This window comes from Neobacillus sp. Fa239 (assembly GCF_055395235.1).
The window spans coordinates 177,501-203,953 of the sequence record NZ_AP041611.1; the positions used below are offsets into that span (position 1 = coordinate 177,501).

The window sequence follows — 26,453 nt, forward strand, 5'->3', positions numbered from 1 at the left end:
TACCAGTTGTCTTGCCAAAGGCATCGCTGGGTAGCTATGTGCGGACGGGATAAGTGCTGAAAGCATCTAAGCATGAAGCCCCCCTCAAGATGAGATTTCCCATAGCGTCAAGCTAGTAAGATCCCTGAAAGATGATCAGGTTGATAGGTCAGAGGTGGAAGCGTGGCAACATGTGGAGCTGACTGATACTAATCGATCGAGGACTTAACCAAATAGAAAAGCGGAGGCGACTGTTCAACTTCGAGAGACGTTGGAGAGCCGGCACTGCAAATCCTGCTTTTTGGATTTGTAGGGACGGATCGAAACGGCCGAGAAGTTAGGAGCCGAAGCTAGACAGATTACCTCGTTTTTACGAAAACTTCTTCTGCATTATCTAGTTTTGAGAGAACGATCTCTCAAATAAATAGTCTGGTAATAATGGCGAGAAGGTCACACCCGTTCCCATCCCGAACACGGAAGTTAAGCTTCTCAGCGCCGATGGTAGTTGGGGGCTGTCCCCCTGTGAGAGTAGGACGTTGCCAGGCTAAAGCCCTTTTGGGGCTATTATTTTTGTAATTTTTTAGTTGGCCCCTTGGTCAAGCGGTTAAGACACCGCCCTTTCACGGCGGTAACACGGGTTCGAATCCCGTAGGGGTCATCAAAGTTTTTTCACGTCAGTGAAAATAACTTTCATTATAATGGAGGATTAGCTCAGCTGGGAGAGCATCTGCCTTACAAGCAGAGGGTCGGCGGTTCGATCCCGTCATCCTCCACCAAGATTTTTTCACGATAATGAAAATAATCATCAATAAATGCCGGTTTAGCTCAATTGGTAGAGCAACTGACTTGTAATCAGTAGGTTGGGGGTTCAAGTCCTCTAGCCGGCACCACGTTTGCGAGCCATTAGCTCAGTCGGTAGAGCATCTGACTTTTAATCAGAGGGTCGAAGGTTCGAGTCCTTCATGGCTCACCAAAGTTTTTTGCGCTAGCAAAATAACTTTCAATAATGCGCCCGTAGCTCAATTGGATAGAGCGTCTGACTACGGATCAGAAGGTTATGGGTTCGACTCCTTTCGGGCGCGCCATAATATATTTGTTTGGCGGTGTAGCTCAGCTGGCTAGAGCGTACGGTTCATACCCGTAAGGTCGGGGGTTCGATCCCCTCCGCCGCTATTTGAATAATTTCATGTGATCAAGGTGATCTTAAACCTTGAGATATGAACAAAAGTTTATAAATATTATCGTCGCGGGGTGGAGCAGTCTGGTAGCTCGTCGGGCTCATAACCCGAAGGTCGCAGGTTCAAATCCTGTCCCCGCAACCAAATAAAATGCGGGTGTGGTTTACTGGTAAAACCTCAGCCTTCCAAGCTGATGTAGTGGGTTCGATTCCCATCACCCGCTCCAATTACAAATAAGGTAGTTCTTCTTTTTTACTCTACATTAACTGGTTTTTTTAAAAACTATTGTAGAAAGATAAAAAAATAGTTGACATTAACTATATCAATCTGTAAAATTAATAAATGTCTCTGCTTCAAATGAAGTCATTTCTTTAAAAAAACTTTAAAAAATAATTGACACTTTGAAGATGAGATGATATATTAATAAAGTCGCTTTTGAGCGGCACTGAAAAATTGATCTTTGAAAACTAAACAAACAAGACGTGTAAACAAACAATAATATTCGTTTCTTATTGAAACGAAGCCAACGTAACATTTTTGAGCTAATCAACTTTCTTGGAGAGTTTGATCCTGGCTCAGGACGAACGCTGGCGGCGTGCCTAATACATGCAAGTCGAGCGAATCAATGGGAGCTTGCTCCCGTTGGTTAGCGGCGGACGGGTGAGTAACACGTGGGCAACCTGCCTGTAAGACTGGGATAACACCGGGAAACCGGTGCTAATACCGGATAATCCTTTTCCTCTCATGAGGAAAAGCTGAAAGACGGTTTCGGCTGTCACTTACAGATGGGCCCGCGGCGCATTAGCTAGTTGGTGAGGTAACGGCTCACCAAGGCGACGATGCGTAGCCGACCTGAGAGGGTGATCGGCCACACTGGGACTGAGACACGGCCCAGACTCCTACGGGAGGCAGCAGTAGGGAATCTTCCGCAATGGACGAAAGTCTGACGGAGCAACGCCGCGTGAGCGATGAAGGCCTTCGGGTCGTAAAGCTCTGTTGTTAGGGAAGAACAAGTACCGGAGTCACTGCCGGTACCTTGACGGTACCTAACCAGAAAGCCACGGCTAACTACGTGCCAGCAGCCGCGGTAATACGTAGGTGGCAAGCGTTGTCCGGAATTATTGGGCGTAAAGCGCGCGCAGGCGGTCCTTTAAGTCTGATGTGAAAGCCCACGGCTCAACCGTGGAGGGTCATTGGAAACTGGGGGACTTGAGTGCAGAAGAGGAAAGCGGAATTCCACGTGTAGCGGTGAAATGCGTAGAGATGTGGAGGAACACCAGTGGCGAAGGCGGCTTTCTGGTCTGTAACTGACGCTGAGGCGCGAAAGCGTGGGGAGCAAACAGGATTAGATACCCTGGTAGTCCACGCCGTAAACGATGAGTGCTAAGTGTTAGAGGGTTTCCGCCCTTTAGTGCTGCAGCTAACGCATTAAGCACTCCGCCTGGGGAGTACGGCCGCAAGGCTGAAACTCAAAGGAATTGACGGGGGCCCGCACAAGCGGTGGAGCATGTGGTTTAATTCGAAGCAACGCGAAGAACCTTACCAGGTCTTGACATCCTCTGACAACCCTAGAGATAGGGCTTTCCCCTTCGGGGGACAGAGTGACAGGTGGTGCATGGTTGTCGTCAGCTCGTGTCGTGAGATGTTGGGTTAAGTCCCGCAACGAGCGCAACCCTTGATCTTAGTTGCCAGCATTCAGTTGGGCACTCTAAGGTGACTGCCGGTGACAAACCGGAGGAAGGTGGGGATGACGTCAAATCATCATGCCCCTTATGACCTGGGCTACACACGTGCTACAATGGATGGTACAAAGGGCTGCAAAACCGCGAGGTTGAGCCAATCCCATAAAACCATTCTCAGTTCGGATTGTAGGCTGCAACTCGCCTACATGAAGCCGGAATCGCTAGTAATCGCGGATCAGCATGCCGCGGTGAATACGTTCCCGGGCCTTGTACACACCGCCCGTCACACCACGAGAGTTTGTAACACCCGAAGTCGGTGGGGTAACCGTAAGGAGCCAGCCGCCTAAGGTGGGACAGATGATTGGGGTGAAGTCGTAACAAGGTAGCCGTATCGGAAGGTGCGGCTGGATCACCTCCTTTCTAAGGATATAAGCTGGACCTGTGAGCCAGACAAGTTTCACGTTCTTTGTTTGTTTAGTTTTGAGAGAGCAATTCTCTCAGAGCTTTTTTTATTCGTTCTTTGAAAACTAGATAATCATAATGAAGAAGTCAAGTAAAACATCGAGTTAATCGCCATTTTAGTTTTTCTCTCTATTGAATTAGAGTAAAACCTTTTAGGTTAAGTTAGAAAGGGCGCACGGTGAATGCCTTGGCACTAGGAGCCGATGAAGGACGGGACTAACACCGATATGCTTCGGGGAGCTGTAAGTAAGCTTTGATCCGGAGATTTCCGAATGGGGGAACCCACTGTTCGTAATGGAGCAGTATCTTTATCTGAATACATAGGATATTGAAGGCAGACCCGGGGAACTGAAACATCTAAGTACCCGGAGGAAGAGAAAGCAAACGCGATTCCCTGAGTAGCGGCGAGCGAAACGGGAACAGCCCAAACCGAAAGGCTTGCCTTTCGGGGTTGTAGGACACTCAACATGGAGTTACAAAGGAACGGGGTAAATGAAGCGATCTGGAAAGGTCCGTCATAGAAGGTAAAAGCCCTGTAGTTGAAACTTCGTTCCCTCCTGAGTGGATCCTGAGTACGGCCGGACACGTGAAATCCGGTCGGAAGCAGGGAGGACCATCTCCCAAGGCTAAATACTCCCTAGTGACCGATAGTGAACCAGTACCGTGAGGGAAAGGTGAAAAGCACCCCGGAAGGGGAGTGAAATAGTTCCTGAAACCGTGTGCCTACAAGTAGTCAAAGCCCGTTAATGGGTAATGGCGTGCCTTTTGTAGAATGAACCGGCGAGTTACGATCCCATGCAAGGTTAAGTTGAAGAGACGGAGCCGCAGCGAAAGCGAGTCTGAATAGGGCGTTTTGAGTATGTGGTCGTAGACCCGAAACCAGGTGATCTACCCATGTCCAGGGTGAAGTCCAGGTAACACTGGATGGAGGCCCGAACCGACGCACGTTGAAAAGTGCGCGGATGAGGTGTGGGTAGCGGAGAAATTCCAATCGAACTTGGAGATAGCTGGTTCTCTCCGAAATAGCTTTAGGGCTAGCCTCACGTTGTTAGAGTCTTGGAGGTAGAGCACTGTTTGGACTAGGGGCCCTCATCGGGTTACCGAATTCAGACAAACTCCGAATGCCAAAGACTTATCCGTGGGAGTCAGACTGCGAGTGATAAGATCCGTAGTCAAAAGGGAAACAGCCCAGACCACCAGCTAAGGTCCCAAAGTATACGTTAAGTGGAAAAGGATGTGGAGTTGCTTAGACAACCAGGATGTTGGCTTAGAAGCAGCCACCATTTAAAGAGTGCGTAATAGCTCACTGGTCGAGTGACTCTGCGCCGAAAATGTACCGGGGCTAAACGTATCACCGAAGCTGTGGATTGACACCATTAGGTGTCAGTGGTAGGAGAGCGTTCTAAGGGCGTTGAAGCCAGACTGTAAGGACTGGTGGAGCGCTTAGAAGTGAGAATGCCGGTATGAGTAGCGAAAGATGAGTGAGAATCTCATCCACCGAATGCCTAAGGTTTCCTGAGGAAGGCTCGTCCGCTCAGGGTTAGTCGGGACCTAAGCCGAGGCCGAAAGGCGTAGGCGATGGATAACAGGTTGATATTCCTGTACCACCTCTTTATCGTTTGAGCAACGGGGGGACGCAGGAGGATAGGGTAAGCGCACTGCTGGATATGTGCGTGTAAGCAGTTAGGCTGGTGAATAGGAAAATCCGTTCACCGTGAAGGCTGAGCTGTGATGCCGAGGGAAATAGAGTACCGAAGTTCCTGATTCCACACTGCCAAGAAAAGCCTCTAGCGAGATAAAAGGTGCCCGTACCGCAAACCGACACAGGTAGGCGAGGAGAGAATCCTAAGGTGAGCGAGAGAACTCTCGTTAAGGAACTCGGCAAAATGACCCCGTAACTTCGGGAGAAGGGGTGCTCATTGAGGTGAATAGCCTCGATGAGCCGCAGTGAATAGGCCCAGGCGACTGTTTAGCAAAAACACAGGTCTCTGCGAAGCCGCAAGGCGAAGTATAGGGGCTGACGCCTGCCCGGTGCTGGAAGGTTAAGAGGAGGGGTTAGCGTAAGCGAAGCTCTGAATCGAAGCCCCAGTAAACGGCGGCCGTAACTATAACGGTCCTAAGGTAGCGAAATTCCTTGTCGGGTAAGTTCCGACCCGCACGAAAGGCGTAACGATCTGGGCACTGTCTCAACGAGAGACTCGGTGAAATTATAGTACCTGTGAAGATGCAGGTTACCCGCGACAGGACGGAAAGACCCCATGGAGCTTTACTGTAGCCTGATATTGAATTTTGGTACAGCTTGTACAGGATAGGTAGGAGCCTGAGATGCCGGAGCGCCAGCTTCGGTGGAGGCGTCGGTGGGATACTACCCTGGCTGTATTGAAATTCTAACCCGCACCCCTCATCGGGGTGGGAGACAGTGTCAGGTGGGCAGTTTGACTGGGGCGGTCGCCTCCTAAAGAGTAACGGAGGCGCCCAAAGGTTCCCTCAGAATGGTTGGAAATCATTCGCAGAGTGTAAAGGCATAAGGGAGCTTGACTGCGAGACCTACAAGTCGAGCAGGGACGAAAGTCGGGCTTAGTGATCCGGTGGTTCCGCATGGAAGGGCCATCGCTCAACGGATAAAAGCTACCCTGGGGATAACAGGCTTATCTCCCCCAAGAGTCCACATCGACGGGGAGGTTTGGCACCTCGATGTCGGCTCATCGCATCCTGGGGCTGTAGTCGGTCCCAAGGGTTGGGCTGTTCGCCCATTAAAGCGGTACGCGAGCTGGGTTCAGAACGTCGTGAGACAGTTCGGTCCCTATCCGTCGTGGGCGCAGGAAATTTGAGAGGAGCTGTCCTTAGTACGAGAGGACCGGGATGGACGCACCGCTGGTGTACCAGTTGTCTTGCCAAAGGCATCGCTGGGTAGCTATGTGCGGACGGGATAAGTGCTGAAAGCATCTAAGCATGAAGCCCCCCTCAAGATGAGATTTCCCATAGCGTCAAGCTAGTAAGATCCCTGAAAGATGATCAGGTTGATAGGTCAGAGGTGGAAGCGTGGCAACATGTGGAGCTGACTGATACTAATCGATCGAGGACTTAACCAAATAGAAAAGCGGAGGCGACTGTTCAACTTCGAGAGACGTTGGAGAGCCGGCACTGCAAATCCTGCTTTTTGGATTTGTAGGGACGGATCGAAACGGCCGAGAAGTTAGGAGCCGAAGCTAGACAGATTACCTCGTTTTTACGGAAACTTCTTCTGCATTATCTAGTTTTGAGAGAACGATCTCTCAAATAAATAGTCTGGTAATAATGGCGAGAAGGTCACACCCGTTCCCATCCCGAACACGGAAGTTAAGCTTCTCAGCGCCGATGGTAGTTGGGGGCTGTCCCCCTGTGAGAGTAGGACGTTGCCAGGCTAAGCCCCTTTTGGGGCTATTATTTTATGATGGCGGCTGTGGCGAAGTGGTTAACGCATCGGATTGTGGTTCCGACATTCGTGGGTTCGATTCCCATCAGCCGCCCCATATTTGGGCCTATAGCTCAGCTGGTTAGAGCGCACGCCTGATAAGCGTGAGGTCGATGGTTCGAGTCCATTTAGGCCCATATATAAAAGAGCGATTACCGATAATGGGTAATCGCTCTTTTATTGAAACAAAAAACATTAAGTCTCCAATATTTGTTTCTCTTTTTCAATTTCTATAGCAGAAGCAATATAGGCAAAACCATTCATAATAAAGTAAATAACATTGGATTGGACCCGATCCGTTTCTCCTAAATAAGTGTTTATGATAATGATGCCGGAATATAGAATAACAAAAAATAAAGCAATTTTATTGAAAACTTTCATCCTCATTCAACTCCTTTTTAGGAATCTAATATTTAATCATATTTGCTTTAAGCTATTCTTATTCCAGCGTAAAGGTGCCATAGTTACAAGCGGAATACTTGTGAATAAAAAAAGCTGGCAAACTCCAGTGCATTATGGAGTTTTGCCAGCTCGTTTTTATTTTTTTTAGGCATTGATTTTGCTTGACGGAAGGATACTTAAAAGAGTGCTTTTTTCTTCATTGCTTAAAGGGACCATTGGCAGGCGGACGCCGCCTACATGGATACCGCTCATATTTAAAGCAGCTTTTACCGGTGAAGGGCTTGGCGCAACAAATAATGCTTTCATAATCGGAAGAAGACTGCGATGTGAAGCTGCTGCCTCTTGCACATGGCCATTTTTAAATTGGTTAACCATTTCTTGCATTTCATTACCTATGATATGGGATGCAACTGAAACAATACCGGCGCCGCCGATAGCTAAAACCGGAATGGTTAATCCATCATCTCCGCTGTACAATGTAAAATGACTCGGCGTTTTACTTATAATTTCGGCCATGGAATCTAAGTTTCCGCTTGCTTCCTTGATAGAAACAATATTATCAATCTGTGCAAGTCGAACAATGGTCTCAACGGACAGATTGACCACACTTCGTCCCGGAATATTATAAAGCATGATTGGTAGTTTCGTAGATTCGGCAATCGCTTTAAAGTGCTGATACAATCCTTCTTGGGATGGCTTGTTGTAATACGGCGCAACAAGCATAATTCCATCCACTCCAACTTCTTCCGCTTTTTTCGTTAAGCTGATCGATGCTCTCGTGTTATTGGAACCCGTACCGGCAATGACTGGAACTCTTCCGGCAGCAACTTCGACAACAAATTTAAATAACTCTACTTTTTCTTCTGTTGTTAGTGTTGGGGACTCGCCCGTTGTACCGGCAATGACCAATCCATCAGTTCCATTGCTAATTAAATAGTTTACTAATGTTCTTGTAGCGTTAAAATCAACATCGCCATTTTGATCAAAAGGCGTAACCATCGCAGTTAAAACCTGGCCAAAATTCATCAATTCTCACCCTTTTAAAAATATTTTTTAATATTTAGAGGTGGTTAAGGCCCTTCAAATTCAACGCAAAAAAGCAGCAACGAGGGTTCGCTGCTGCAGTAGAAACGTAAAGATATCAGTTCCTATGCGTGAGATAGCCCTCCATATAGTTTCCTATATGACAGTTCTGTATTTTTTCAACAGCAGAACCAGCTTCAAGTCCAATGAGAGTCATTGAAGCTTCGGCAAATTCCCCTTTCCATAATCATCACGGGACCTCATCATCCTCAAACTATGTACTAATGGTCTTTGCACCTCTATCCTCACTTCAAAAGGTATGAAGTAAGAAAATATTTAATTACTATTTAATATATCAGAAGTTTCCTAGAATTTCAAGTGGGGTCAGTCCCCCGCTGCTTTAACGCAGCGGGGGACTGGCCCCCTATCTTTTTAAGAAATCGATAATATGGGAGTTAAATTCTGCAGGCTTTTCCATATTGAGCATGTGGGCGGTATCTGGGAGTGTAATTTTCTCTGAGTCTATTATTTTTGAATGGAGGTAGTCGGCAATCTGCCCAAATTCAGGGAAATCATATTCTGGGGTGATGATTAATGTAGGAACCTTGATTTGATTGACGATTGCCATATAATTCGTTTCCGGAAATATTAATTTTCCAGTTCCTCTTTCTTTTGTAAAAGAATGACGAACCATATCAGAAAACTGCTTTTGAACCACAGGATTCACCTCTTCCAATTTCCGAAAGGGACCTGCTGTCCACGCCTGGCACATCAGTTGGATGGCCTTTTCTAATTCCCGTTTCTGATAACACTTGTTCATTTCTTCATCATGCTTTTGCTTCTGTGGAGACACCTTTGTCCATCCCGTTAGTCCTGTGGAAGCAACAATTAAGGAATCAACCATTTCAGGATGTTCCAAGGTGAAATCAATACCCAGCTTCCCACCAACAGATAGGCCAAGTAAATTCATGCGTTCGATATTCAAGTATTCTAGTAAGCTCTTAATATCTTTTAATAAATGGTAATCCTCATGATGCACATGTGAACGACCATATCCTGGCAAGTCAAAACGAATGACTTGAAACTGCTTGGATAGCTCATCAAATTGGGCATCCCACATTCTCGAATCGACTGGAAGGCCGTGTATCATCACTAATGGCTTGCCTTCACCTTTTATTTCGTAATACATTTTTGTTCCATTGATCGCTGCAAAACTTGCTTGGCTAGTTACCATGTCGTTCAACTCCCTCAATTATAGTTTTAGAAGAAATTCGAGAATTTCCTGATTGAACCGTTCTGACTTTTCCAAACTCATAAAGTGTGCTGCATCTGGAATGATTCTCTTTTCGCTGTTAGGAATCTGCTTTACATAAAAATTAGCAATCAGGTGATAATCGTGAAAATCTAATTCCCCAACTAAAACAAGTGTTGGAACATTGATCGCTGGTAATAGATTTCTTGTATCCCCTGTCGGCAGTGGTGTGCCCTCCCGCAGAATAATCGAAAGTGCCTCTTGGAACATCCGTTCAACTAAATGGCAAATTTCATCCAACCCTGTATTATTACGATAGGGGCCGTAAATACTTTTCCATTTTAACAGTCGAAGCATTTCAGCATCATTTTTTTCGCGATAGCATTCTTGAAACCTTTTAAAATAATCTTGAAGTTCGAGGGACCATTGATGCCCAACCATCCCTGGACTAGCCAGTATGAGACTTTTCACCTTCCCAGGGTATTTCAGGGTAAAAGTGGGGGCAATGGTTCCTCCATACGAATATCCCAATATATGGGCACTTTCGATGCCGATTTCGCTCATCAAATCATGAATATCATCAAGTATCTGGAATTTTCCAGCTGGCATTGGCGTTCTGCCAAATCCCCGGCAATCAAAGCGAATCACCCGAAAGAACTGTGAGAAGCTAAGAAACTGCCGATCCCACATGCGTAAATCTGAATCCAGACCATGGATGAGCAGCAAAGGCTCGCCATTACCTGCCATTTCGTAATACATTTCTACGTCAGAGAGCTGGGCATACCCTTTTATTGTCTCCAATTGAACTCCCCCATTACGAATTTAACAGCTGTTGAACTTCTTTTAACGTCTCCTGAAGTGGGATATAGACACCTTCCTTGTTGGTAAAGGCTACCGTTATTAAGAAAGGCTGCTCTAGGTAGGCTTCCAGCTTTTGTCCCTTTTGATAAATATCCTGGTCAGCGGCAGCCATATGCTCAAATCCATAGGAAGCCGCAAGAAATCTTAATTCTCTGTAGCGGCGAAGCAATTTGCGAGCATTTTGCTGTGTCTGCATATGGATTTTATCAACATTTGCGCCTTCTACTAAGATGGAGGTAGAGTAAACGGGATTGATAGCAGGGTAAATCCTTCGTGAAATTAATTCGGCATCAAATTGTAAAAGCGTATCCAGTGGGCCATATGGTTCTTGGATATCAACGGCCTCACCCCTTAAATCGACCAAGCAGGTGGTTAGATTGGTAACACCGGCTTCCTGCAGTTTTTCTATTAGGGAATAGATCTCTCCAGTGAGGACCATTTGCCGGTCAGCCGCGAGAAATATCGTCTCCTTCTCGTCCATTTGAGTGATGAGTTCGTATGCTTCATCGATGGTTTTGCACACAATTTTCGATTCGTTGATGACTTCTTCGATCCCCAGTCCTTCGTCTCGAGGCATTAAAAGGATAGTCGGATTGCCTTTAAGATTCATTCTGTGAAAAATCTCTGCCAATACAACGAGCTGTCCCATTCCAGGCCGGGCAACAAAGCCAATAGTTCCGCCGCGGGTTATTGGAGCAAAAAGGTCTATTACTTTAATTCCCGTTTCAATCATTTCGACATCACTTCCCCTTAGTATGAGTTCATCTAATGAACAGTCTGCCAGTTCCGCAAGCGCAGCGAGTGTTCGAACCTCAGCTCTTCCAATTGGAATTTTCCCTGTGCATAAATTAGAAACCGTTGCAGGGCGCAGTCCAACAGTAGAAGCGGCAACAGTTAAATTGGGAACGCGCTGCCTAAGTAAGCTAACATTTAATCTTAAATGATCCATCATGACTCTCCCTTCTATTACTCTTTGGTGAAAAATAATTACTTTCAAGAGTAATGTATTACATAGAGGAATAAAATGTCAACAAAAAATTAGGGGTCAGTCCCCCGCTGCTTTAAAGCAGCGGGGGACTGACCCCCTTATTTTTCAAGCATTAATTTTAATATCAGTTCATCTGTTTGCCGGGTTCCTTCGTTTCCAAGTTTGCAGAAGCTTTCGATGCTTTTTTCGACGTCATTTTGAATAAAGCCGTCTGTCGATTGGATTTCTTGATGGTTCAATGCCAGCAAGGCTGATTGAACCGCGACATTGGAACACGTGGAAACTTTCATGGCGCATCCGGCCTTGGCCCCGTCGCAGATCATTCCTGACACATTGCCAATCGTATTTTGAATTGCTGCTTTTATTTGTTGAAGGCTGCCATCAAGCAGATATACAATCGCGGCGCTTGCCCCCATACCGGCAGCAGTTACGCCGCATAAGGCGGACAAACGGCCAAATTTGGATTTGATATGAATCGTAATAAGATGGCTTAGGGCCACTGCAAGAATCATTTTTTTCTCCGAAACCTGCAGCTTCTCAGCCACGGCCACAACAGGTAAGGTTACAGCAATTCCTTGATTTCCACTTCCCGTATTTGCCATAACCGGCATGATTGAACCTGCCATTCTGGCATCGGAACCAGCAGCGGCTAGTGACATAGCAGCTGTGGCCAAATCATCAGAAAGAAATCCTTTTTTTACATTTTCTTTAATCGTTCTACCAACATTTAGCCCATAAACGCCGGAGAGTCCTTCGACTCCAATATTACGATTTAATTCAATACTCTTTTTTATAAGCTCCAGGTCGTTAAGGTTTGCGGTGAGAAGCCAATCATATATTTCATCGATGGTGAGTTCTTCTAATTCATCTTCATCTGTTTGAATGCCAATATTTTCACAGCCGCCAAGGTACACCGTTTTTCCATCCACCTCTATTATGGTGATATTGCTATGATTATCGGAAATAACCACTCTCGAAGTTTGCTGATCGGTTTGTAAAATTACTTCAATATAAAGTCTTTTCGGTGTATCGGCTTGACCAGTTGTTACTTTCCCTGCCTCAATCAGCTTGAGTGCCAGTTGTTCATCATCACCCGTAAGCCCATCGAGAAGTTCAAGCTGCTTATTCGGGTCTCCCGAAACAGCTCCAAGAGCAGCGGCAAAATCGAGCCCTTTAGCTGACATTCCCGGTATTCCGACTGATTTAGCATTTTTAATAATATTTCCGCTCGCATTAACCTGAATTTTTTCAATCCGGCCCATTGCATAGCTTTTCGCCGTCGCAGCTGCTAACGCAATGGCTACCGGTTCCGTACAGCCAAGGGCAACTACTAATTCTCTTTCTAAAATTGACAGTATTTTATACTTCCCCATTCTAATCACCCTCTGCTTTTCTAATGAACTATTAGGTAAATCCCGGTGAATATATATGGGTGTATCCTCCACGGCTATTTCCATGTGGTTAACCCCATAAATGATACTAATATAATAGTATCACAGGAGGGTTTCTATTTAATCATTTGTTTTAAAAAGAAATCATTCCTTATTTCCCCATTTGGTAAGCTGGTGGATGATTTGATTTTTTCTCATCAAATTCTAATTTAAAATACGAAAAAAGACATATATACGGTTTTTTCCATTATAAGTAAAATTATTTATGTAATGATAATTTATTCCAAATAAATAAATCAGACCGCCTTAAAACGGGACTTGCTTCCTAGGATTGGAAGGGTGATTTGTTTGTTTAGGAAAATGGAGAGGTGAAAGGATGAAGAAAAGAAAAAAATTATTAGTACCAACTGTTGCATCATTGTTAAGTTTGACGTTGTACATGGCTGGAGGATCAAGCTATGCAGCAACAACCAACCGCGTTCAGCTTAATGAAGCAACACCAATGGCCGTCAAGCATGGTAAGCTCCTTGGTCACACGAACCGCAGCACAAAATCTTCTTTAACGATTGCCTTGCAATTAAGAAACAGTGATAAACTGGACAATTTTATTGCCAGTCTGAACGACCCTTCCTCCTCCAATTACAAGCATTACATAACACCCGAAGAATTCAAAAGTCAATATGGGCCAACTGATGAGACGGTTGCCAATGTAAAAAGCTATTTAACTAGTAAAGGCTTTAAAATCCAAAATGTATCGTCCAATAATGCGTTTATTACCGTCAGTGGGACAACCGGACATGTGGAAGATGCATTTGGTGTAACAATTAATAACTATCAAAATTCCCAAGGGCAAACCTATTATTCCAATGCCCAGGCACCGGTGATTCCTGCTGAGTTTTCAGGAGTTATCACAGACGTGGAAGGGATGAATAACGAAGCCCACTATACCCATCCAAAAATTAGAAAACCAACAACACATGTTAATTCAAAGCCTGCAGCTGTTGTACCGAACGTCGGCAGCGGCCCGGCTGGAGGATATACACCAGCTGAATTGAAAGGGGCATACGATGTCAGTCCATTGGCAAGTGCCGGCTATACAGGCAGCGGTCAAACAGTAGCCGTCATGGAGCTTGACGGATATAAGTCTACCAACACAACCAATTATAGTAACTACTATGGTCTTGGAAGCCCTGCACCGACCAATGTATATGTCGACGGCTACAATGGGGCTGCCGGTCAAGGGGAAGTCGAAGTAGAACTGGATATTGAGGTGATCAATGCAATCGCTCCAAAAGCCCAAGTGAGGGTCTATGAAGGACCGAATACGGATCAGGGTTTAATTGACACGTATCAAAAAATTGCCTCTGATAATATAGCAAAATCGATTTCAGTCAGCTGGGGAATAGGCGAGCAGCATGAATCAAGTGCGACCATGAATAGCCTCCATACGATTTTCCAGCAATATGCCACACAGGGACAAAGTATTTTTGCCGCTGCTGGTGATAATGGGGCCTATGATTCGGGCGGCACTACCTTAGAAGTCGACAGTCCGGCTAATGATCCATATGTTACCGGTGTAGGCGGTACCCACTTGAATCTTAGCGGCTCTTCTTACAGCTCAGAATCGATCTGGAGCAATAACACGAATAAGACCGGCGGAGGCGGCGGCTTGTCCAAAGTATATGCGATGCCATCCTTCCAGTCAGGTACTGGCGTACAAAATAGTTATTCAAATGGCAAACGTCAAGTTCCGGATGTTTCCGCAGATGCGGACCCAAGCACCGGTTACTCCATCTATAGTCAAGGAACATGGACCGTCGTCGGCGGAACATCAGCTGCCGCACCTTTATGGGCAGGAATCGCTGCGCTTAATAACCAATATGCCGCAGCAAATGGCAAGGGCAATTTAGGCCAGGCGAACCCAACTCTGTATAAATCCTTTAATACGACACAAACTTATCCTGCATACCATGATGTTACATCTGGAACCAACCTGTATTATCCTGCAACGGCCGGCTACGATATGGCTTCCGGTATTGGTACGCCTGATGCGTATAACTTGATTCGCGACATTAACGGGTCTTCCGGAGGTTCAGGCGGCGGTGGCGGCGGCGGGACGGTCACCCAGCTGATTACAAATGGCGGTTTTGAAAGCGGCCAATCGCCTTGGACAGAAACAAGCACAGGCAACTATCAGCTGGTGGATACAACCCGTCCGCATACTGGCAGCTACTCTGCTTATCTAAATGGCTATAATAGTAGTACGGATACAATCTATCAAACTGTTACCATTCCGACTACCGCAACGAGTGCTACCCTTACATTCTGGACCTATGTTTCCACAACAGAAACAACTCATGCTTATGATTATCTATACGCGCAGGTTCGCAATACAAGCGGTTCTGCCCTATCCACCTTGTTAACAGTGAACGATGGCACAGCTACAGCCTCTTAAATTACAAAGGCCAGACGATTCAAATTGCTTTCAAAGGCACGAATGACGTCAGCAATCCAACTAGTTTCTTTGTGGACGATGTAAGCCTGCAGGTACAATAAAATAGAGTGATAGCGGCGGCCTTCCTAATCGGAGGCCGTCGTTTTTTTTGAAAAAGCTCGTTTCTGAGGGGACCGGGAACTAGATTTTATAGCTGCATTGCCCGAGAAGAGGAAAAATGAGCTTGGACGGTCAAAGAAGGGGGGGGCATTGCCCTTATGGCGGAAAAAAGTGGTGTCGCGGGAAAAGCAGAACAGCTGGATTGCCCTTAAAGAGAAGAAAAGAGCCTAGACGGTAAAAGCAAAGGCGTTGCATTACCCATGGAGCAGAAAAAAGAGCTGCCGCGGTCAAAGCAGAGCGGCTGCATTGCCCTTGAAGAGAAAAAAAGAGCTATGACGGTCAAAGCAAAGTCGTTGCATTGTGCAAGAAGCAGAAAAAAATGCTGCCGCGGGAAAAGAAGAGCGGCTGCGTTGCCCTTGAAGAGAAAAAAAGAGCACTAACGGTTCTTTTTTTAAAAGGTAATTCAGCTTTCAGGTAATAAAGCTGTCCTCAATGTACTATATTTTAATAGTTTAAAAGAAAAATGCTTTCATTCATCATCTTGATTTAAAATATAGGTAATACATGAAGCAGAGGTAATGACCGTATGAATAAGGAGTTATTAATAAATGCCGATTCATGTTATCGGCTTGCTGAGCAGAAGGCTGCCGAATATTTTGAAACACTTAAAAGTCTGGTCTCACAAAAAACCTATGTCTCTACCCTTACAAAAGATATACAATCCTGGAAAATCAACCATATTCATCGTTATCCATTACTATCCTTGTTTTCACGTAGAAAGCCTAAACCGAATGGGTATCACCATTATATCCAATGGCTGGATTATACAGGTAAGCTGGATCAATACCTGGAACGAAGCATCTCTTATATTTACATGCGGGATTTGGGTAAAGCCCTGGACTCGGCTGAGACGCAGAAGAGGATTCGGCGTGTCGTGGATGACTTGAAACATCACCTGAAAACAAACCGTGGAGACAACACGGTGACATTTAGCATGGCTGGGTTGTATCGAAAAGCTCAGGAAGAGGCCATCGAATCCACCATGATCTGGCTCGTTAACAAACTTAAGACGGTTTCTACTAATATTCCAGAGGGGATGGATGCTGTGCAAGCCCAGCGAAAACTGATTAAAATCATTGCTGGGGTTTTAATGCACGAGTTGGAAGAGATGAGCGATGACCTATCTCCAGAAGAACGGTCTCAGAAACTGGACCAAGCAATACGACTGGGCTATTCCTATGGTCTGACCTATCCCTTCATTGACGACCTGCTGGATACAGATGTCCTAACTGCACAAGAGAAGAAGCAGTATTCTAATCTAATTCGGACCACCCTTACCACCGGCGTTGTTCCGGCAATGGGAGAGTGGACTGGAAAAACCAAAAATCTGATTCGCTATATTCATTCCGAACTCCGAGGGGCCTTTGAGTACATTAAGGCACATCAGCAGCCTAATCGATTGCAGTCCTTCTTCGAGCAATCCTATGTGTTCTTTCATTCACAGGAAGTAGACCGTGTAAAGGTTCTGTCCAATGCCAACTACACCAATGAGGAAATTTATATTCCAATCATTTTAAAATCCTCTTCTTCCCGATTAATTGTCCGTTCCGTCCTCAGTGCCCCTCAAGACGAGGATTTTGATAACCGAACCTTCTTCTATGGCATTTACAACCAGCTGGCAGATGATTTTGCAGATATGTTTGATGATATGAAAGACGGTGCGGTCACACCCTATACCTACTATTGGAAATATCATGATAAACGTCCCGATCTTCTCAACCCCTTTGAACTATACTGGGCGGTCATCAGCAATTTGATCCATAACGTGTACCACTCGGATCCCAAGACCTGTGAGGTGATTTTGGATCGTGCGATAAACGGATTAAAACGATTTAAAGAACGAATCGGTTCCGAAAAATACAACGAAGTGATGGAGCGTTTTGCCTATGGCATTCCGAGGTTCAATCGTTTAATTCAGCTTATGGTTCAAAAGGCGGATGATGTTGATTTCTTTGATAAACTGCTTCGTGATCATATGTTGACCATTTTGAAAAATGAACGCACGGAGCAGGAAGACTTTTTAGATACGATTGAAACCGTACGTGAGGAGATCAACCAAAGCTTGCCTATTTCTAAAAACGACAACGATTCTTTGCTAGGAGACCCCATTATTGATGCGGCAAATTACAGTCTCAAAGGCGATGGAAAAAGATTAAGGCCGATTATGACATGGGTCATGGGTGTTAACGAATACGGATTAAAAAGCTCAGCCATCCTGCCGCTTTTAAAATCATTGGAATATCTGCATACGGCATCATTAATCTTCGATGATCTGCCATCACAGGATAATGCGTCCATCCGCAGGGGCCGGCCCACTCTGCATGAGGTATACAACATGGCAATCGCGGAATTAACCGGTCTTTTTCTGACGCAAAAGGCAATGGAGGAACAAGCCTCACTTGACCAGTTCCATTCAAAAACCGTGCTTAATTTGATTCAATATTCGGCTAGAACAATAGAGGATATGTGTAAGGGGCAGGCGATGGACCTGAGTTCCAAAGGTAAACCATTGACACTGGAACAATTGAACAGGATGAGTTTTTATAAAACGGGGATTGCATTCGAAGCTTCCCTGATTATGCCGGCCATTCTAGCGCAGGCAAAGGAACCTGAAATGGCGGCTTTGAAAAAATTCGCCCATCATGCCGGCATTGCGTTTCAGATTCAGGATGATCTGCTGGATGTGGAAGGGGATCTGAACGTTCTCGGCAAACCCATAGGAAAAGATGCGGAAAACAACCATTCAACCTTTGTATCCATCCTGGGTTCTGAAGGGGCCAGAAAAACGATGTGGGACCATTATTGTCTTGCCTCGGAAGCCTTAAATGATGTTCCGCGCAATACCTCTTTTCTGAAGCATTTATTGAATTATATTGTGAACCGTGATCATTAATTTCCTGCCAATCAGGGTGCCCCAAGCGACCCTGATTTTTTAATGCTAGTTCTTTTTTGCTAGGAAAATAGTATTCATGAAAGAATATTCTCTAAGATTAAAAAAAGATTACAAATATGTTACTTCGATGGGGTAACAATCCTTTGAAATGGGGGATTAAACCCTTTGTATAACAATAATTGGGGCTGTTTCTAGTGTTTGTAACAGAAAGCATTTACATTTCCATTTATTATATTAATTTACTAAATATCCATTTTATGTGGATGTGATTCCTATTAAATTTCATTATGATATCTAAGTATTGAATAATGATATTTAAGGAAGTGCGACAATTGAATAAAAATCTAGTAACAGCAGCTGCAACTGCCGGGCTTGTACTGACTGCTTTTGGAGCCACGGCAAGTGCACAAGAAAATACATATACGGTCCACCCCGGGGACAGCCTTTGGAAAATTTCCCATTTAAACAATGTTTCCGTTCATAACATAAAAGATTGGAACCACCTTTCGAGTGATAGAATCTATGTCAATCAAAAGCTTTCACTTACCTATACAGTAAAAGCGGGAGACAGTCTGTGGGCACTAGCCAAATCATATGGCACAACTGTAAGTGATCTTAAAGCCTTGAATGGTTTATCATCTGATTTAATTCGGATCGGACAGCAATTAAAATTACCAGAAACGAACGCGGGCACACTAGCTTCGGTTTCTACCACACCTAGCACGTATGTTGTCCAAAAGGGTGATACGCTTTCTGAGATAGCGGCACGTTTTAATTTGTCGATTACCCAGCTTAAACTTATAAACCATCTGCCTAATGACTTGATTCGTGTTGGACAAACCCTAAAGGTAAAGGGTGCAGGGGAATATAAAGTGTCTAAAGTTTCATATAGAAAGACCGAAAATCATACAGCGGCAAAGCCGGACTCAAAAGCTGCGAAAAAATTTGTGGCGAGTGTTTTTTCAACTGCCGAAAAAGCACCTGTAGCATCAACTGAAAAACCAGCTGTAACGACGCATTCGACCGTAACCAAACAATCAAATTCAGTCGAAAAACCGGCAGCTGTTCAAAAGTCGGTTGTGAAGGCTGAATCAGTTGCGCCTCAAAAAGAAGTAAAAACATCTGCCTCCACTGTACAAGATGTCATTCAAGAGGCTGAGAAATACATAGGTACACCATACCGCTGGGGAGGAAGCACTCCAGCAGGATTTGATTGCAGTGGTTTTACCCAATACGTATTTCATAATGTTGGGCTTTCATTGCCTCGAACAACTGAGACACAATGGGGGGACGGAACACCCGTTCAATCACCAAGTATTGGGGATCTGGTCTTTTTCCAAACCTACAAAATCGGTCCATCTCATGTTGGAATCTACTTAGGTAACAATAAATTCATCAGTGCTGCATCACAAGGTGTTGTCATCTCTGATCTAACTGCGACTTATTGGAAATCTAGATATCTTGGTGCAAGATCACCTTATTAATCTATTAAATTACGAATCTTTTTTGGGGTTGAACTGTCTTTTGGATTATTTCAAGGACAGTTCGACTTCTTTTTTGAGTCAAACTATCCTCATGGAACGGCTTCAAGGACACTTCCTCGAATTTTTCGGATCGAAGTGTCCTCGAGGAACCTCTTCAAGGACACATCCCCGTATATTTCGGATCGAAGTGTCCTCGAGGAACCTCTTCAAGGACACATCCCCGTATATTTCGGATCGAAGTGTCTTCAAGGAACGACTTCAAGGACAATTCCTCTTATTTTTAGGATCGAACTGTCCTCGAGGAACTCCTTTAAGGACACATCCCCCTATTTTTCAGGTTGAACTGTCCTTGTGCCCCGGCCCCAAGGACAGTTCTCCGTTTTTTTCTAGCCAAAGTGTCCTTATAGTCAAATTCATACTCTATTTCTCCCTAAAACGAAAGTTAACAGGCCATTTCCCGTTGAAACATTTATTAATTTTCAAAGTCTAATAAAGTAAAGGACGGTGGTGCAGTTGAAAAAATTAATCGTTCCATTGATAGTTGTGAGTTTTTTGGGATTGGCGGCTGGCTGCGGAACAGGTAATAACCAAGAAAATGCGGGAACCTTAAGCAAGGTTCATTTTAACAAGGATGATTATAAAAAAATTATTTCCTCCAACAATCAATTGGGATTCAATTTGCTGACAAATGCCGTGGCCAATAAAGATGGCAACATATTCATTTCTCCTACGAGTTTATTGATGGCGCTGTCCATGGTCTATAACGGAGCGGATGGGGTGACGAAAGGGGAGATGGACAAGGTTCTCAACAAGGAGGGAATTGACGTAAACCAGCTCAATAAAGCTAATGCATCCTTGATGTCGATGCTTCAAAGCGACTCAAAGCATGGTCAATTGAATGTCGCAAACTCTATTTGGCTAAACAATCAATTCCACTTTCAGGATGAATTTGCACAAAATAACCGCAAGTTTTATAACGCCAAAATACAAGAAATCGACCTAAAAAATCCTCGAACTCCTACTACCATTAATGACTGGGTGAAAAATAAGACAAACGGAAAAATCAACAAAATGATTGAAGACAATCTAAATCCCGATGTAGTGGCGATCCTCCTTAACGCGATTTATTTTAAAGGGAATTGGATGCACGAATTTAATAAAGACCTTACCGTGAACGGAACCTTTCACTTGGCAGATGGAACCTCAAAAGATATGCTGCTAATGACCCTTAATGAAAAAATGGATTATATGGAAAATAAGGACTTTCAGGCAGTGAATCTCCCTTACACCGATGGAAAAGTGAAAATGACCATATTTCTCCCCAAAGAAAACTCCAGTTTAGAAGAATTTAACAAGATGCTTACAATTGATAATTGGAAGAGATGGAATACAGAATTCCAAGAAAAAGAAGGAACCCTCCTGATGCCAAAATTTCGGTTGGAATACGAAGCAGAATGGAGTAATACATTAAAAAAGCTCGGGATGACAACTGCATTTGACCATAGGGCCCATTTCACAAAAATGATTAAAGAGAGCGAACCGGTTTGGATTAGTCAAATCAAACAAAAAACCTATGTAGATGTGAATGAGAAAGGGACGGAAGCGGCTGCCGCCACCTCGGTCATGATTTCAAAAACCGCAGCACCCGCAGGCGACCGATTCCATATGGAAGTCAACCGTCCGTTTTTCATTGCCATAACAGATAATAAAACGGGAGCCATCTTGTTTATGGGTTCTATTTCCAATCCGCAAATAGGGAAGTAGCAGGTGGGAAAATTTAACGTTTTAAAATCTCCATGATGGATATAGTAATATTCATCATCTTTAAAGGAGGATTTTATTACGTGGAGAAACAACTTCAAAATCAGGTTGCTTTCGTGACTGGGGCTGGCTCGGGGATCGGTAAGGCAGCTGCGATAAAGCTTGCACAAAATGGGGGAAAGATTGCGTTAGTCGATTTGCATAAAGAAAACGTGGAAGAGGTTAAAAACCAAATTGAAGCAATGGGCAGTGAAGCACTTGTCTTGGAAGCTAACATTTCTCACCCTGAGGAAATAGAAAACTGCTATAAAAGAACCATTGACCAGTGGGGAAGATTGGATGTCGTCTTCGCAAACGCCGGCATTAATGGGGTCATGACATCCATTGAAGACATGGAACCAAAGGAATGGGACCTTACGATTTCCAATAACTTAACGGGTACCTTTTTAACGGTTAAATATGCAATCCCCCATTTGAAGAAAAAAGGCGGCAGTATCATCATTACCAGTTCCATAAATGGAAACAGAATCTATAAAAACATTGGATTTTCAGCCTATAGTACATCCAAAATCGGTCAGATGGGCTTTGGAAAAATGGCAGCCCTCGAGCTTGCCAAGTATCAGATTCGAGTCAATATTATCTGCCCGGGTGCCATTGAAACCAATATCGGTGAAAACACTTGGCAGGAAGAGGAATTGAAGAAGGTGCAAATTCCCATTGAATACCCGGAAGGAAATCAGCCCTTGGAACACAGATCAGGAAAACCCGAACAAGTCGCCGACCTGGTCCTATTCCTTGCCTCCAAACAATCCAGCCATATCACGGGAAGTGAAATCTATATTGACGGTGCCGAATCCCTTTTATAACAAACGGTGCCTGTCACCAAAAAATGTTCACGTAACGTGGACATTTTTTTATTGGGTAAAAGTCCAACTGGTGGATTTGGATGAAACTAATTGTGTGCTTATCCGTATATATAATACAAAGGAAATAAGGAGATGTGTGTTTTGTTCTTAGCAGAACTTCACCAAGAAGAGAAAGAAGCTTTCCTTGAACTGGCAAACCTGATGGCTGCGATTGATGGGAATCGTTCTATATTTGAAGAAACAATTATTAATAAGTTTAAAAAGGAAATGGATCTTGAGGATTATCAATTAAAAGGCCTCATGATGGAGGATATTCTTGAGATATTCAAAACCGAACGAACTAAAAATATCGTCTTAGCTGAAATTTTTCAGCTTATTTACGCAGATGGCGTGTTTCATCATCAAGAGAGCGAATCTGTCAGCCAAATAAAAGCACATTTCGGATTTGATTCAAGTGAATTTGGAAGCTTCAAGGATTGGATTGGTAAGATAAAGGAATTATCCAACTCTTAAGGGCAGGTAGATGTAAAGGGTTATTCCCATCCGGCGTATTCATATATAATGGAGGAAAATGGGGAACTTTTTGGAGGATTGGCAATGGGCTATATTGAGGAATTGCGAAAGGTAATTGGAACCCAACCGCTCATTTTGGTGGGCGCAGTGGTTGGTGTCATAAATGAAAAGGAAGAGATTCTTTTACAAAAGCGTCCGGAAGGAGTTTGGGCTCTGCCAGGCGGGCTTTTAGAGTTAGAAGAGTCTGCAGAGGAAGCAGCAAGAAGAGAAGTATTTGAAGAAACAGGAGTGGAGATCGGCCAGCTTCAGTTAGTCGATGTTTATTCAGGCAAGCAGTATTTTAGAAAACTAGCAAATGGTGATGAATTCTATCCCGTATCCATCGTTTATATTTCAAAGGATATCAAAAATCATTCCATCAAAATTGATGGAAAGGAAACGATTGATGCTCAGTTTTTCCCGATTCAAGCATTACCAGAGCGGACAAGCCCTTTGGTTTGGAACCTGATCAAACGTTTTCCAATTAGATAAAATTCGAAAGAAAAAAATAAGACGGTCTTCAAAAAATGAAGGCCGTTTTTGTTGTTTAGCGAGTTTAAGAAGAGGTATTGGTCACTTAGAAGCTTGCTAGATGCCCGGATTTCTTACAAGACCAAACATTTTTCTTTAAAATTGCAGCTCTGGCATCTTTTTGATTCTGTCTTTTCAAAATATTCGATAGCGAGCGGCTTATTTTTCACAGGATCTTCAAGATATTTCAGCATATGATAGATGCTGTCATTCATTAATGCTTGAGCAGAATCGAGTTCAAACTCTGTTAATCTATATTCCTGGCTTTTGCCGGACAACAAATATTCATTGCGAAGAATGATGTCCTCAATCGGGATGTTGTGCATCTGTGACAGAAAGAGCGCATAAAAGGCCAGCTGTTTACGGTCATCCTCAGACTCTTTGCCGGTCTTCCAGTCGACGACAATCCATTTCTCCTGACTTACATCCTTGTAAACAAAATCCAGCACAACGAAAACATCCACTCCATTGACTTCAAATGTTTGAAAATCCTCTGAATGTAATACGTGCATTTCGAGCTTTGTCAGAATGTCCTGGTAGGTCTTGCTTGTGAAAAAGTGGTTCACGCACATTTCCAGCTTCGCCTTTGCAGCAACAATTTCCTCCTGGCTAAGCCCACCCCCATAATAGATTTCATGGAGCATTTGGTATCTCTTTGGCTTATGGAACCATGACTGACGATACTTGGTAGAATCTAGATAAGCCTTATTCAGATTTTTGGTTACGATCGCCATCATCTCGGCTTCGGTAAAAAGCATTTTTCCATTCAGAAAATTTTTGAGCTGCCGGTCGATAGCTTTGTGGATTTCATCTCCCAAAAGGATGGGAATATTTTTGATGTTTTTAAGGCGGTAAGTTGCTTTAATTTCCTCCGGAGATTCAAATAACCAGCCATTATGTGATTCATAGTATTGATGATAATATTTTCTTCCACACTCAAGAAATGTTTTATGTCTCGAGTTGGACCAGGAAAAATCGGGGAAATCACGATGAACGTACATGAAAGTCCTCCTAATAAAGTGGCGTCACCACGCTATATATAGTGTAATGGGGAATAGTATCCCTGTAAGGATTCTTATCAATTTTAAACCTGTTAAGATGTTTAGAACAGTAGAAATCTACATTTCCTATATCTACTAATGACACTTAATATCTGTCCAATATACCTAAAAAGCCAAATTTTATTTATGCAATCCTTGGCTTATCTAAGAAATATGTTAATCTTATTTAAATCAAAGGAGGTAAAAAAATATGTCAGGTACTGTAAGGCAAAATATAAAACCAGGAATAAAAGTAAGAGTGGTCCAAAAGCAAGACCAACGTTCTGGAAAGTTAACAGAAGGTGTCGTTTCCAAATTACTAACCAATTCTGCCACACACCCCCATGGTATTAAGGTTATGCTGGAGGATGGGATTGTAGGCAGAGTGAAGGAAATAGTGGACTAGGATCTTTCTGATTAATCGCAAGGGTTCGTATTTTTTAAAAAAGTTAACTATAAAAATAGATGTGACGTTGAAACCTCACATCCATTTAATAGAAGTCTTCTTATAATGATAAAGAGAGCGCATGGGTTTGTAATTTACCTATTACTCTCTTTATTTTTCATTGATTAAATTGTTTGAAGGGTTTAAATTTCTTATTGTCGAATGTAATGGAATGGACATCATTTATTGAATAGGAGAATCTATGAAAAAATATATCTTTGAGATAGATAAAATAGAGAGACAGATATTGCCCTATTATTATGACTATAATAAGGTAATCTCTTTAATACAAAAGAAGCTTCATGATGAGCTTGATACTGATTTTCAAATGTATTCTGATGAAGATACCTCCAATGAAATTTGGGATATCCTTGAGGAAGACTTGAAAGTGAAATCTCCGGAGGTACAGCTTCTTAGCCATATTTATAAAGAAGGTGAAACAAAAACGATCTCGTCTTCCCATACGAATAAAACGATGGAGCTCATTATAAAACCAAGAATGATGAATGGTCTTTTTTATTATCCCAATTATGGAGTAGCACTTTCACGTGTTGAAATTTTCCAAAGCGATGGCGAAAGAGATCGGGATTTCATTTTTGCCAAAAATGACGCATGTTTGGTTTCTTTCCTCCAGTATGTTCTAAAAAGAAAACGAGACTATATTAAAAACTATGTGACGATTTTTACGGATACGGATGATGGTGTTGAAACAGAAATTGCCAATATTAACAGTTTAGTCAGCAGGGACGATGTATTTTTAGATGATTCCCTAAAGAAGGAAATTTACCGATCCATTGATCAGTTTTTCTCCGGAAGTGGAGAGTTTTTCAAAAAATATGATATTCCATATAAAAGGGGAGTACTCTTTTATGGAAAGCCGGGAAATGGAAAAACAACACTGGTGAAATCCATTGCCAGCAGTATCAACGCGCCTGTTGCCTATTGGCAAATTACTGAATTTACATCAAGCTATACCATTAAAGAGGTATTTCAATCGGTCTTAAAACTAGCCCCAATGGTCCTGGTTATTGAAGATATTGACTCGATGCCAGCTGAAGTGCGATCGGTGTTTTTAAATATTTTAGACGGGGCAACCTCCAGAGAAGGAATTTTCTTAATCGGAACGACTAATTATCCGGAAAAAATTGACCCAGCCTTGATGAACCGCTCTGGGCGTTTTGATCGGGCCTATGAGATTAAAAATCCTACGAAGGAGCTTCGCCATCAATATTTACTCTATAAGAAAATGAATCTTATTTTATCTGAAGAGGAAATCGATGAAGTGGTGTCGGCCACAACTGGATTTTCTTATGCCCAACTGAACGAACTTTACACGTCGATTGCCCTTGAGTGGCATTACGACCAAAAAGTTGATATTGCCGGTATATGTGCGGACTTAAAGGCAACGCAGCAAAAACAACTAAAGAAAACCTGGGATGAACCTTTAGCTAAATCGATTGGTTTTTCAGGATTCTCCAATGATTAATAGGTTTTAGGATTCGATCAAAAGTGTGCTTTGAGACATAGTCTTTCTATGTCTTTTTATTTTTGGAAAAATTACTAACGCTCTTTTTACTAAATTTGAAGTATACTAT

General features: G+C 43.4%; 17 protein-coding genes, 10 tRNA genes, 5 rRNA genes and 1 riboswitch (1 of these 33 only partly in view). Of the genes, 25 read left to right on the forward strand and 7 right to left on the reverse strand.

Annotated features, from left to right (window positions below):
* The 15 genes from ACZ5XR_RS00770 to ACZ5XR_RS00840 form a co-directional block, all read left to right on the forward strand.
* Positions 1 to 212: ribosomal RNA gene (locus ACZ5XR_RS00770) — 23S ribosomal RNA — on the forward strand (it extends 2,725 nt beyond the left edge of the window).
* Positions 213 to 407: 195 nt separating this feature from the next.
* A 5S ribosomal RNA gene (rrf, locus tag ACZ5XR_RS00775) occupies positions 408 to 524 on the forward strand.
* 41 nt (positions 525 to 565) lie between these two features.
* Positions 566 to 637 (forward strand) — tRNA-Glu (locus ACZ5XR_RS00780).
* Between the two features lie 42 nt (positions 638 to 679).
* Positions 680 to 755 (forward strand) — tRNA-Val (locus ACZ5XR_RS00785).
* A gap of 38 nt (positions 756 to 793) precedes the next feature.
* Positions 794 to 869: transfer RNA gene (locus ACZ5XR_RS00790), tRNA-Thr, on the forward strand.
* A 7-nt stretch (positions 870 to 876) separates the two neighbouring features.
* Positions 877 to 952 (forward strand) — tRNA-Lys (locus tag ACZ5XR_RS00795).
* 35 nt (positions 953 to 987) lie between these two features.
* Positions 988 to 1,064 (forward strand) — tRNA-Arg (locus ACZ5XR_RS00800).
* 14 nt (positions 1,065 to 1,078) lie between these two features.
* Positions 1,079 to 1,152, forward strand: a tRNA-Met gene (locus ACZ5XR_RS00805).
* 72 nt (positions 1,153 to 1,224) lie between these two features.
* Positions 1,225 to 1,301 (forward strand) — tRNA-Met (locus ACZ5XR_RS00810).
* Between the two features lie 8 nt (positions 1,302 to 1,309).
* Positions 1,310 to 1,383, forward strand: a tRNA-Gly gene (locus ACZ5XR_RS00815).
* 326 nt (positions 1,384 to 1,709) lie between these two features.
* Positions 1,710 to 3,259, forward strand: a 16S ribosomal RNA gene (locus ACZ5XR_RS00820).
* A gap of 197 nt (positions 3,260 to 3,456) precedes the next feature.
* Positions 3,457 to 6,393: ribosomal RNA gene (locus ACZ5XR_RS00825) — 23S ribosomal RNA — on the forward strand.
* Between the two features lie 195 nt (positions 6,394 to 6,588).
* Positions 6,589 to 6,705, forward strand: a 5S ribosomal RNA gene (rrf, locus tag ACZ5XR_RS00830).
* Together the 16S, 23S and 5S rRNA genes with 10 tRNA genes alongside form the textbook arrangement of a ribosomal RNA operon.
* Positions 6,706 to 6,737: 32 nt before the next feature.
* A tRNA-His gene (locus tag ACZ5XR_RS00835) sits at positions 6,738 to 6,813 on the forward strand.
* Positions 6,814 to 6,818: 5 nt separating this feature from the next.
* A tRNA-Ile gene (locus ACZ5XR_RS00840) sits at positions 6,819 to 6,892 on the forward strand.
* Positions 6,893 to 6,950: 58 nt separating this feature from the next.
* On the opposite strand, the gene ACZ5XR_RS00845 is transcribed toward ACZ5XR_RS00840, so the two are convergent.
* From ACZ5XR_RS00845 to ACZ5XR_RS00870, 6 genes are all read right to left on the reverse strand, one after another.
* Positions 6,951 to 7,136: a hypothetical protein gene (locus ACZ5XR_RS00845; RefSeq protein WP_464499844.1), complete on the reverse strand. Its 186-nt coding sequence runs from the start codon at positions 7,134 to 7,136 to the stop codon at positions 6,951 to 6,953.
* Positions 7,137 to 7,301: 165 nt separating this feature from the next.
* Positions 7,302 to 8,183: a 4-hydroxy-tetrahydrodipicolinate synthase gene (gene dapA / locus ACZ5XR_RS00850; protein WP_464499845.1), complete on the reverse strand. Its 882-nt coding sequence runs from the start codon at positions 8,181 to 8,183 to the stop codon at positions 7,302 to 7,304.
* A gap of 126 nt (positions 8,184 to 8,309) precedes the next feature.
* Positions 8,310 to 8,490: riboswitch (Lysine riboswitch) on the reverse strand.
* Positions 8,491 to 8,604: 114 nt separating this feature from the next.
* Positions 8,605 to 9,414 carry an alpha/beta fold hydrolase gene (locus ACZ5XR_RS00855; RefSeq protein ID WP_464499846.1) on the reverse strand — a complete coding sequence of 270 codons (810 nt, stop codon included), beginning with the start codon at positions 9,412 to 9,414 and terminating at the stop codon, positions 8,605 to 8,607.
* A gap of 18 nt (positions 9,415 to 9,432) precedes the next feature.
* On the reverse strand, positions 9,433 to 10,233 hold the full coding sequence (locus ACZ5XR_RS00860) for an alpha/beta fold hydrolase (RefSeq protein WP_464499847.1): 801 nt from the start codon (positions 10,231 to 10,233) through the stop codon (positions 9,433 to 9,435).
* A gap of 13 nt (positions 10,234 to 10,246) precedes the next feature.
* A complete protein-coding gene (locus ACZ5XR_RS00865; RefSeq protein ID WP_464499848.1) occupies positions 10,247 to 11,245 on the reverse strand; it encodes a P-loop NTPase family protein in 999 nt (332 codons plus the stop codon).
* Between the two features lie 134 nt (positions 11,246 to 11,379).
* A complete protein-coding gene (locus ACZ5XR_RS00870; RefSeq protein WP_464502189.1) occupies positions 11,380 to 12,654 on the reverse strand; it encodes an L-cysteine desulfidase family protein in 1,275 nt (424 codons plus the stop codon).
* Between the two features lie 394 nt (positions 12,655 to 13,048).
* Here ACZ5XR_RS00870 and ACZ5XR_RS00875 point away from each other — a divergent pair, with 394 nt between their 5' ends.
* From ACZ5XR_RS00875 to ACZ5XR_RS00910, 8 genes are all read left to right on the forward strand, one after another.
* Complete coding sequence (locus tag ACZ5XR_RS00875; protein ID WP_464499849.1) at positions 13,049 to 15,127, forward strand: S53 family peptidase; 2,079 nt, start codon at positions 13,049 to 13,051, stop codon at positions 15,125 to 15,127.
* Positions 15,128 to 15,486: 359 nt separating this feature from the next.
* Complete coding sequence (locus ACZ5XR_RS00880; protein WP_464499850.1) at positions 15,487 to 15,666, forward strand: hypothetical protein; 180 nt, start codon at positions 15,487 to 15,489, stop codon at positions 15,664 to 15,666.
* A 146-nt stretch (positions 15,667 to 15,812) separates the two neighbouring features.
* On the forward strand, positions 15,813 to 18,179 hold the full coding sequence (locus ACZ5XR_RS00885) for a polyprenyl synthetase family protein (RefSeq protein WP_464499851.1): 2,367 nt from the start codon (positions 15,813 to 15,815) through the stop codon (positions 18,177 to 18,179).
* Positions 18,180 to 18,511: 332 nt separating this feature from the next.
* A complete protein-coding gene (locus ACZ5XR_RS00890; RefSeq protein ID WP_464499852.1) occupies positions 18,512 to 19,663 on the forward strand; it encodes a C40 family peptidase in 1,152 nt (383 codons plus the stop codon).
* Between the two features lie 513 nt (positions 19,664 to 20,176).
* Entirely contained in the window at positions 20,177 to 21,427 is a 1,251-nt protein-coding gene (locus tag ACZ5XR_RS00895; protein WP_464499853.1) for a serpin family protein, read from the forward strand.
* Positions 21,428 to 21,462: 35 nt separating this feature from the next.
* Entirely contained in the window at positions 21,463 to 22,290 is an 828-nt protein-coding gene (locus ACZ5XR_RS00900; protein WP_464502190.1) for an SDR family oxidoreductase, read from the forward strand.
* A gap of 141 nt (positions 22,291 to 22,431) precedes the next feature.
* Complete coding sequence (locus ACZ5XR_RS00905; RefSeq protein WP_464499854.1) at positions 22,432 to 22,803, forward strand: hypothetical protein; 372 nt, start codon at positions 22,432 to 22,434, stop codon at positions 22,801 to 22,803.
* Between the two features lie 84 nt (positions 22,804 to 22,887).
* Positions 22,888 to 23,334, forward strand: a complete 447-nt coding sequence (locus ACZ5XR_RS00910) for an NUDIX domain-containing protein (protein WP_464499855.1) — start codon at positions 22,888 to 22,890, stop codon at positions 23,332 to 23,334.
* A gap of 113 nt (positions 23,335 to 23,447) precedes the next feature.
* Here the strand turns inward: ACZ5XR_RS00910 and ACZ5XR_RS00915 are convergent, their stop codons facing one another.
* Positions 23,448 to 24,374 (reverse strand): PD-(D/E)XK nuclease family protein, encoded by a 927-nt coding sequence (locus ACZ5XR_RS00915; protein WP_464499856.1) that lies wholly within the window; start codon positions 24,372 to 24,374, stop codon positions 23,448 to 23,450.
* A 250-nt stretch (positions 24,375 to 24,624) separates the two neighbouring features.
* Here ACZ5XR_RS00915 and ACZ5XR_RS00920 point away from each other — a divergent pair, with 250 nt between their 5' ends.
* Both ACZ5XR_RS00920 and ACZ5XR_RS00925 read left to right on the forward strand, forming a co-directional pair.
* Positions 24,625 to 24,819 (forward strand): YwbE family protein, encoded by a 195-nt coding sequence (locus ACZ5XR_RS00920; RefSeq protein WP_464499857.1) that lies wholly within the window; start codon positions 24,625 to 24,627, stop codon positions 24,817 to 24,819.
* A gap of 241 nt (positions 24,820 to 25,060) precedes the next feature.
* Positions 25,061 to 26,344: an AAA family ATPase gene (locus ACZ5XR_RS00925; protein WP_464499858.1), complete on the forward strand. Its 1,284-nt coding sequence runs from the start codon at positions 25,061 to 25,063 to the stop codon at positions 26,342 to 26,344.
* Positions 26,345 to 26,453: the final 109 nt, after the last annotated feature.

Bases quoted from the DNA above. Each gene is read 5' to 3' on its own strand.
- ACZ5XR_RS00870 (WP_464502189.1), bottom strand. From the start codon at position 12,654: ATGGGGAAGTATAAAATACTGTCAATTTTAGAAAGAGAATTAGTAGTT.
- ACZ5XR_RS00865 (WP_464499848.1), bottom strand. From the start codon at position 11,245: ATGATGGATCATTTAAGATTAAATGTTAGCTTACTTAGGCAGCGCGTT.
- ACZ5XR_RS00885 (WP_464499851.1), top strand. From the start codon at position 15,813: ATGAATAAGGAGTTATTAATAAATGCCGATTCATGTTATCGGCTTGCT.
- ACZ5XR_RS00845 (WP_464499844.1), bottom strand. From the start codon at position 7,136: ATGAAAGTTTTCAATAAAATTGCTTTATTTTTTGTTATTCTATATTCC.
- ACZ5XR_RS00925 (WP_464499858.1), top strand. From the start codon at position 25,061: ATGAAAAAATATATCTTTGAGATAGATAAAATAGAGAGACAGATATTG.
- ACZ5XR_RS00880 (WP_464499850.1), top strand. From the start codon at position 15,487: ATGGAGCAGAAAAAAGAGCTGCCGCGGTCAAAGCAGAGCGGCTGCATT.
- ACZ5XR_RS00920 (WP_464499857.1), top strand. From the start codon at position 24,625: ATGTCAGGTACTGTAAGGCAAAATATAAAACCAGGAATAAAAGTAAGA.
- dapA (WP_464499845.1), bottom strand. From the start codon at position 8,183: ATGAATTTTGGCCAGGTTTTAACTGCGATGGTTACGCCTTTTGATCAA.
- ACZ5XR_RS00875 (WP_464499849.1), top strand. From the start codon at position 13,049: ATGAAGAAAAGAAAAAAATTATTAGTACCAACTGTTGCATCATTGTTA.
- ACZ5XR_RS00910 (WP_464499855.1), top strand. From the start codon at position 22,888: ATGGGCTATATTGAGGAATTGCGAAAGGTAATTGGAACCCAACCGCTC.
- ACZ5XR_RS00855 (WP_464499846.1), bottom strand. From the start codon at position 9,414: ATGGTAACTAGCCAAGCAAGTTTTGCAGCGATCAATGGAACAAAAATG.
- ACZ5XR_RS00915 (WP_464499856.1), bottom strand. From the start codon at position 24,374: ATGTACGTTCATCGTGATTTCCCCGATTTTTCCTGGTCCAACTCGAGA.
- ACZ5XR_RS00900 (WP_464502190.1), top strand. From the start codon at position 21,463: ATGGATATAGTAATATTCATCATCTTTAAAGGAGGATTTTATTACGTG.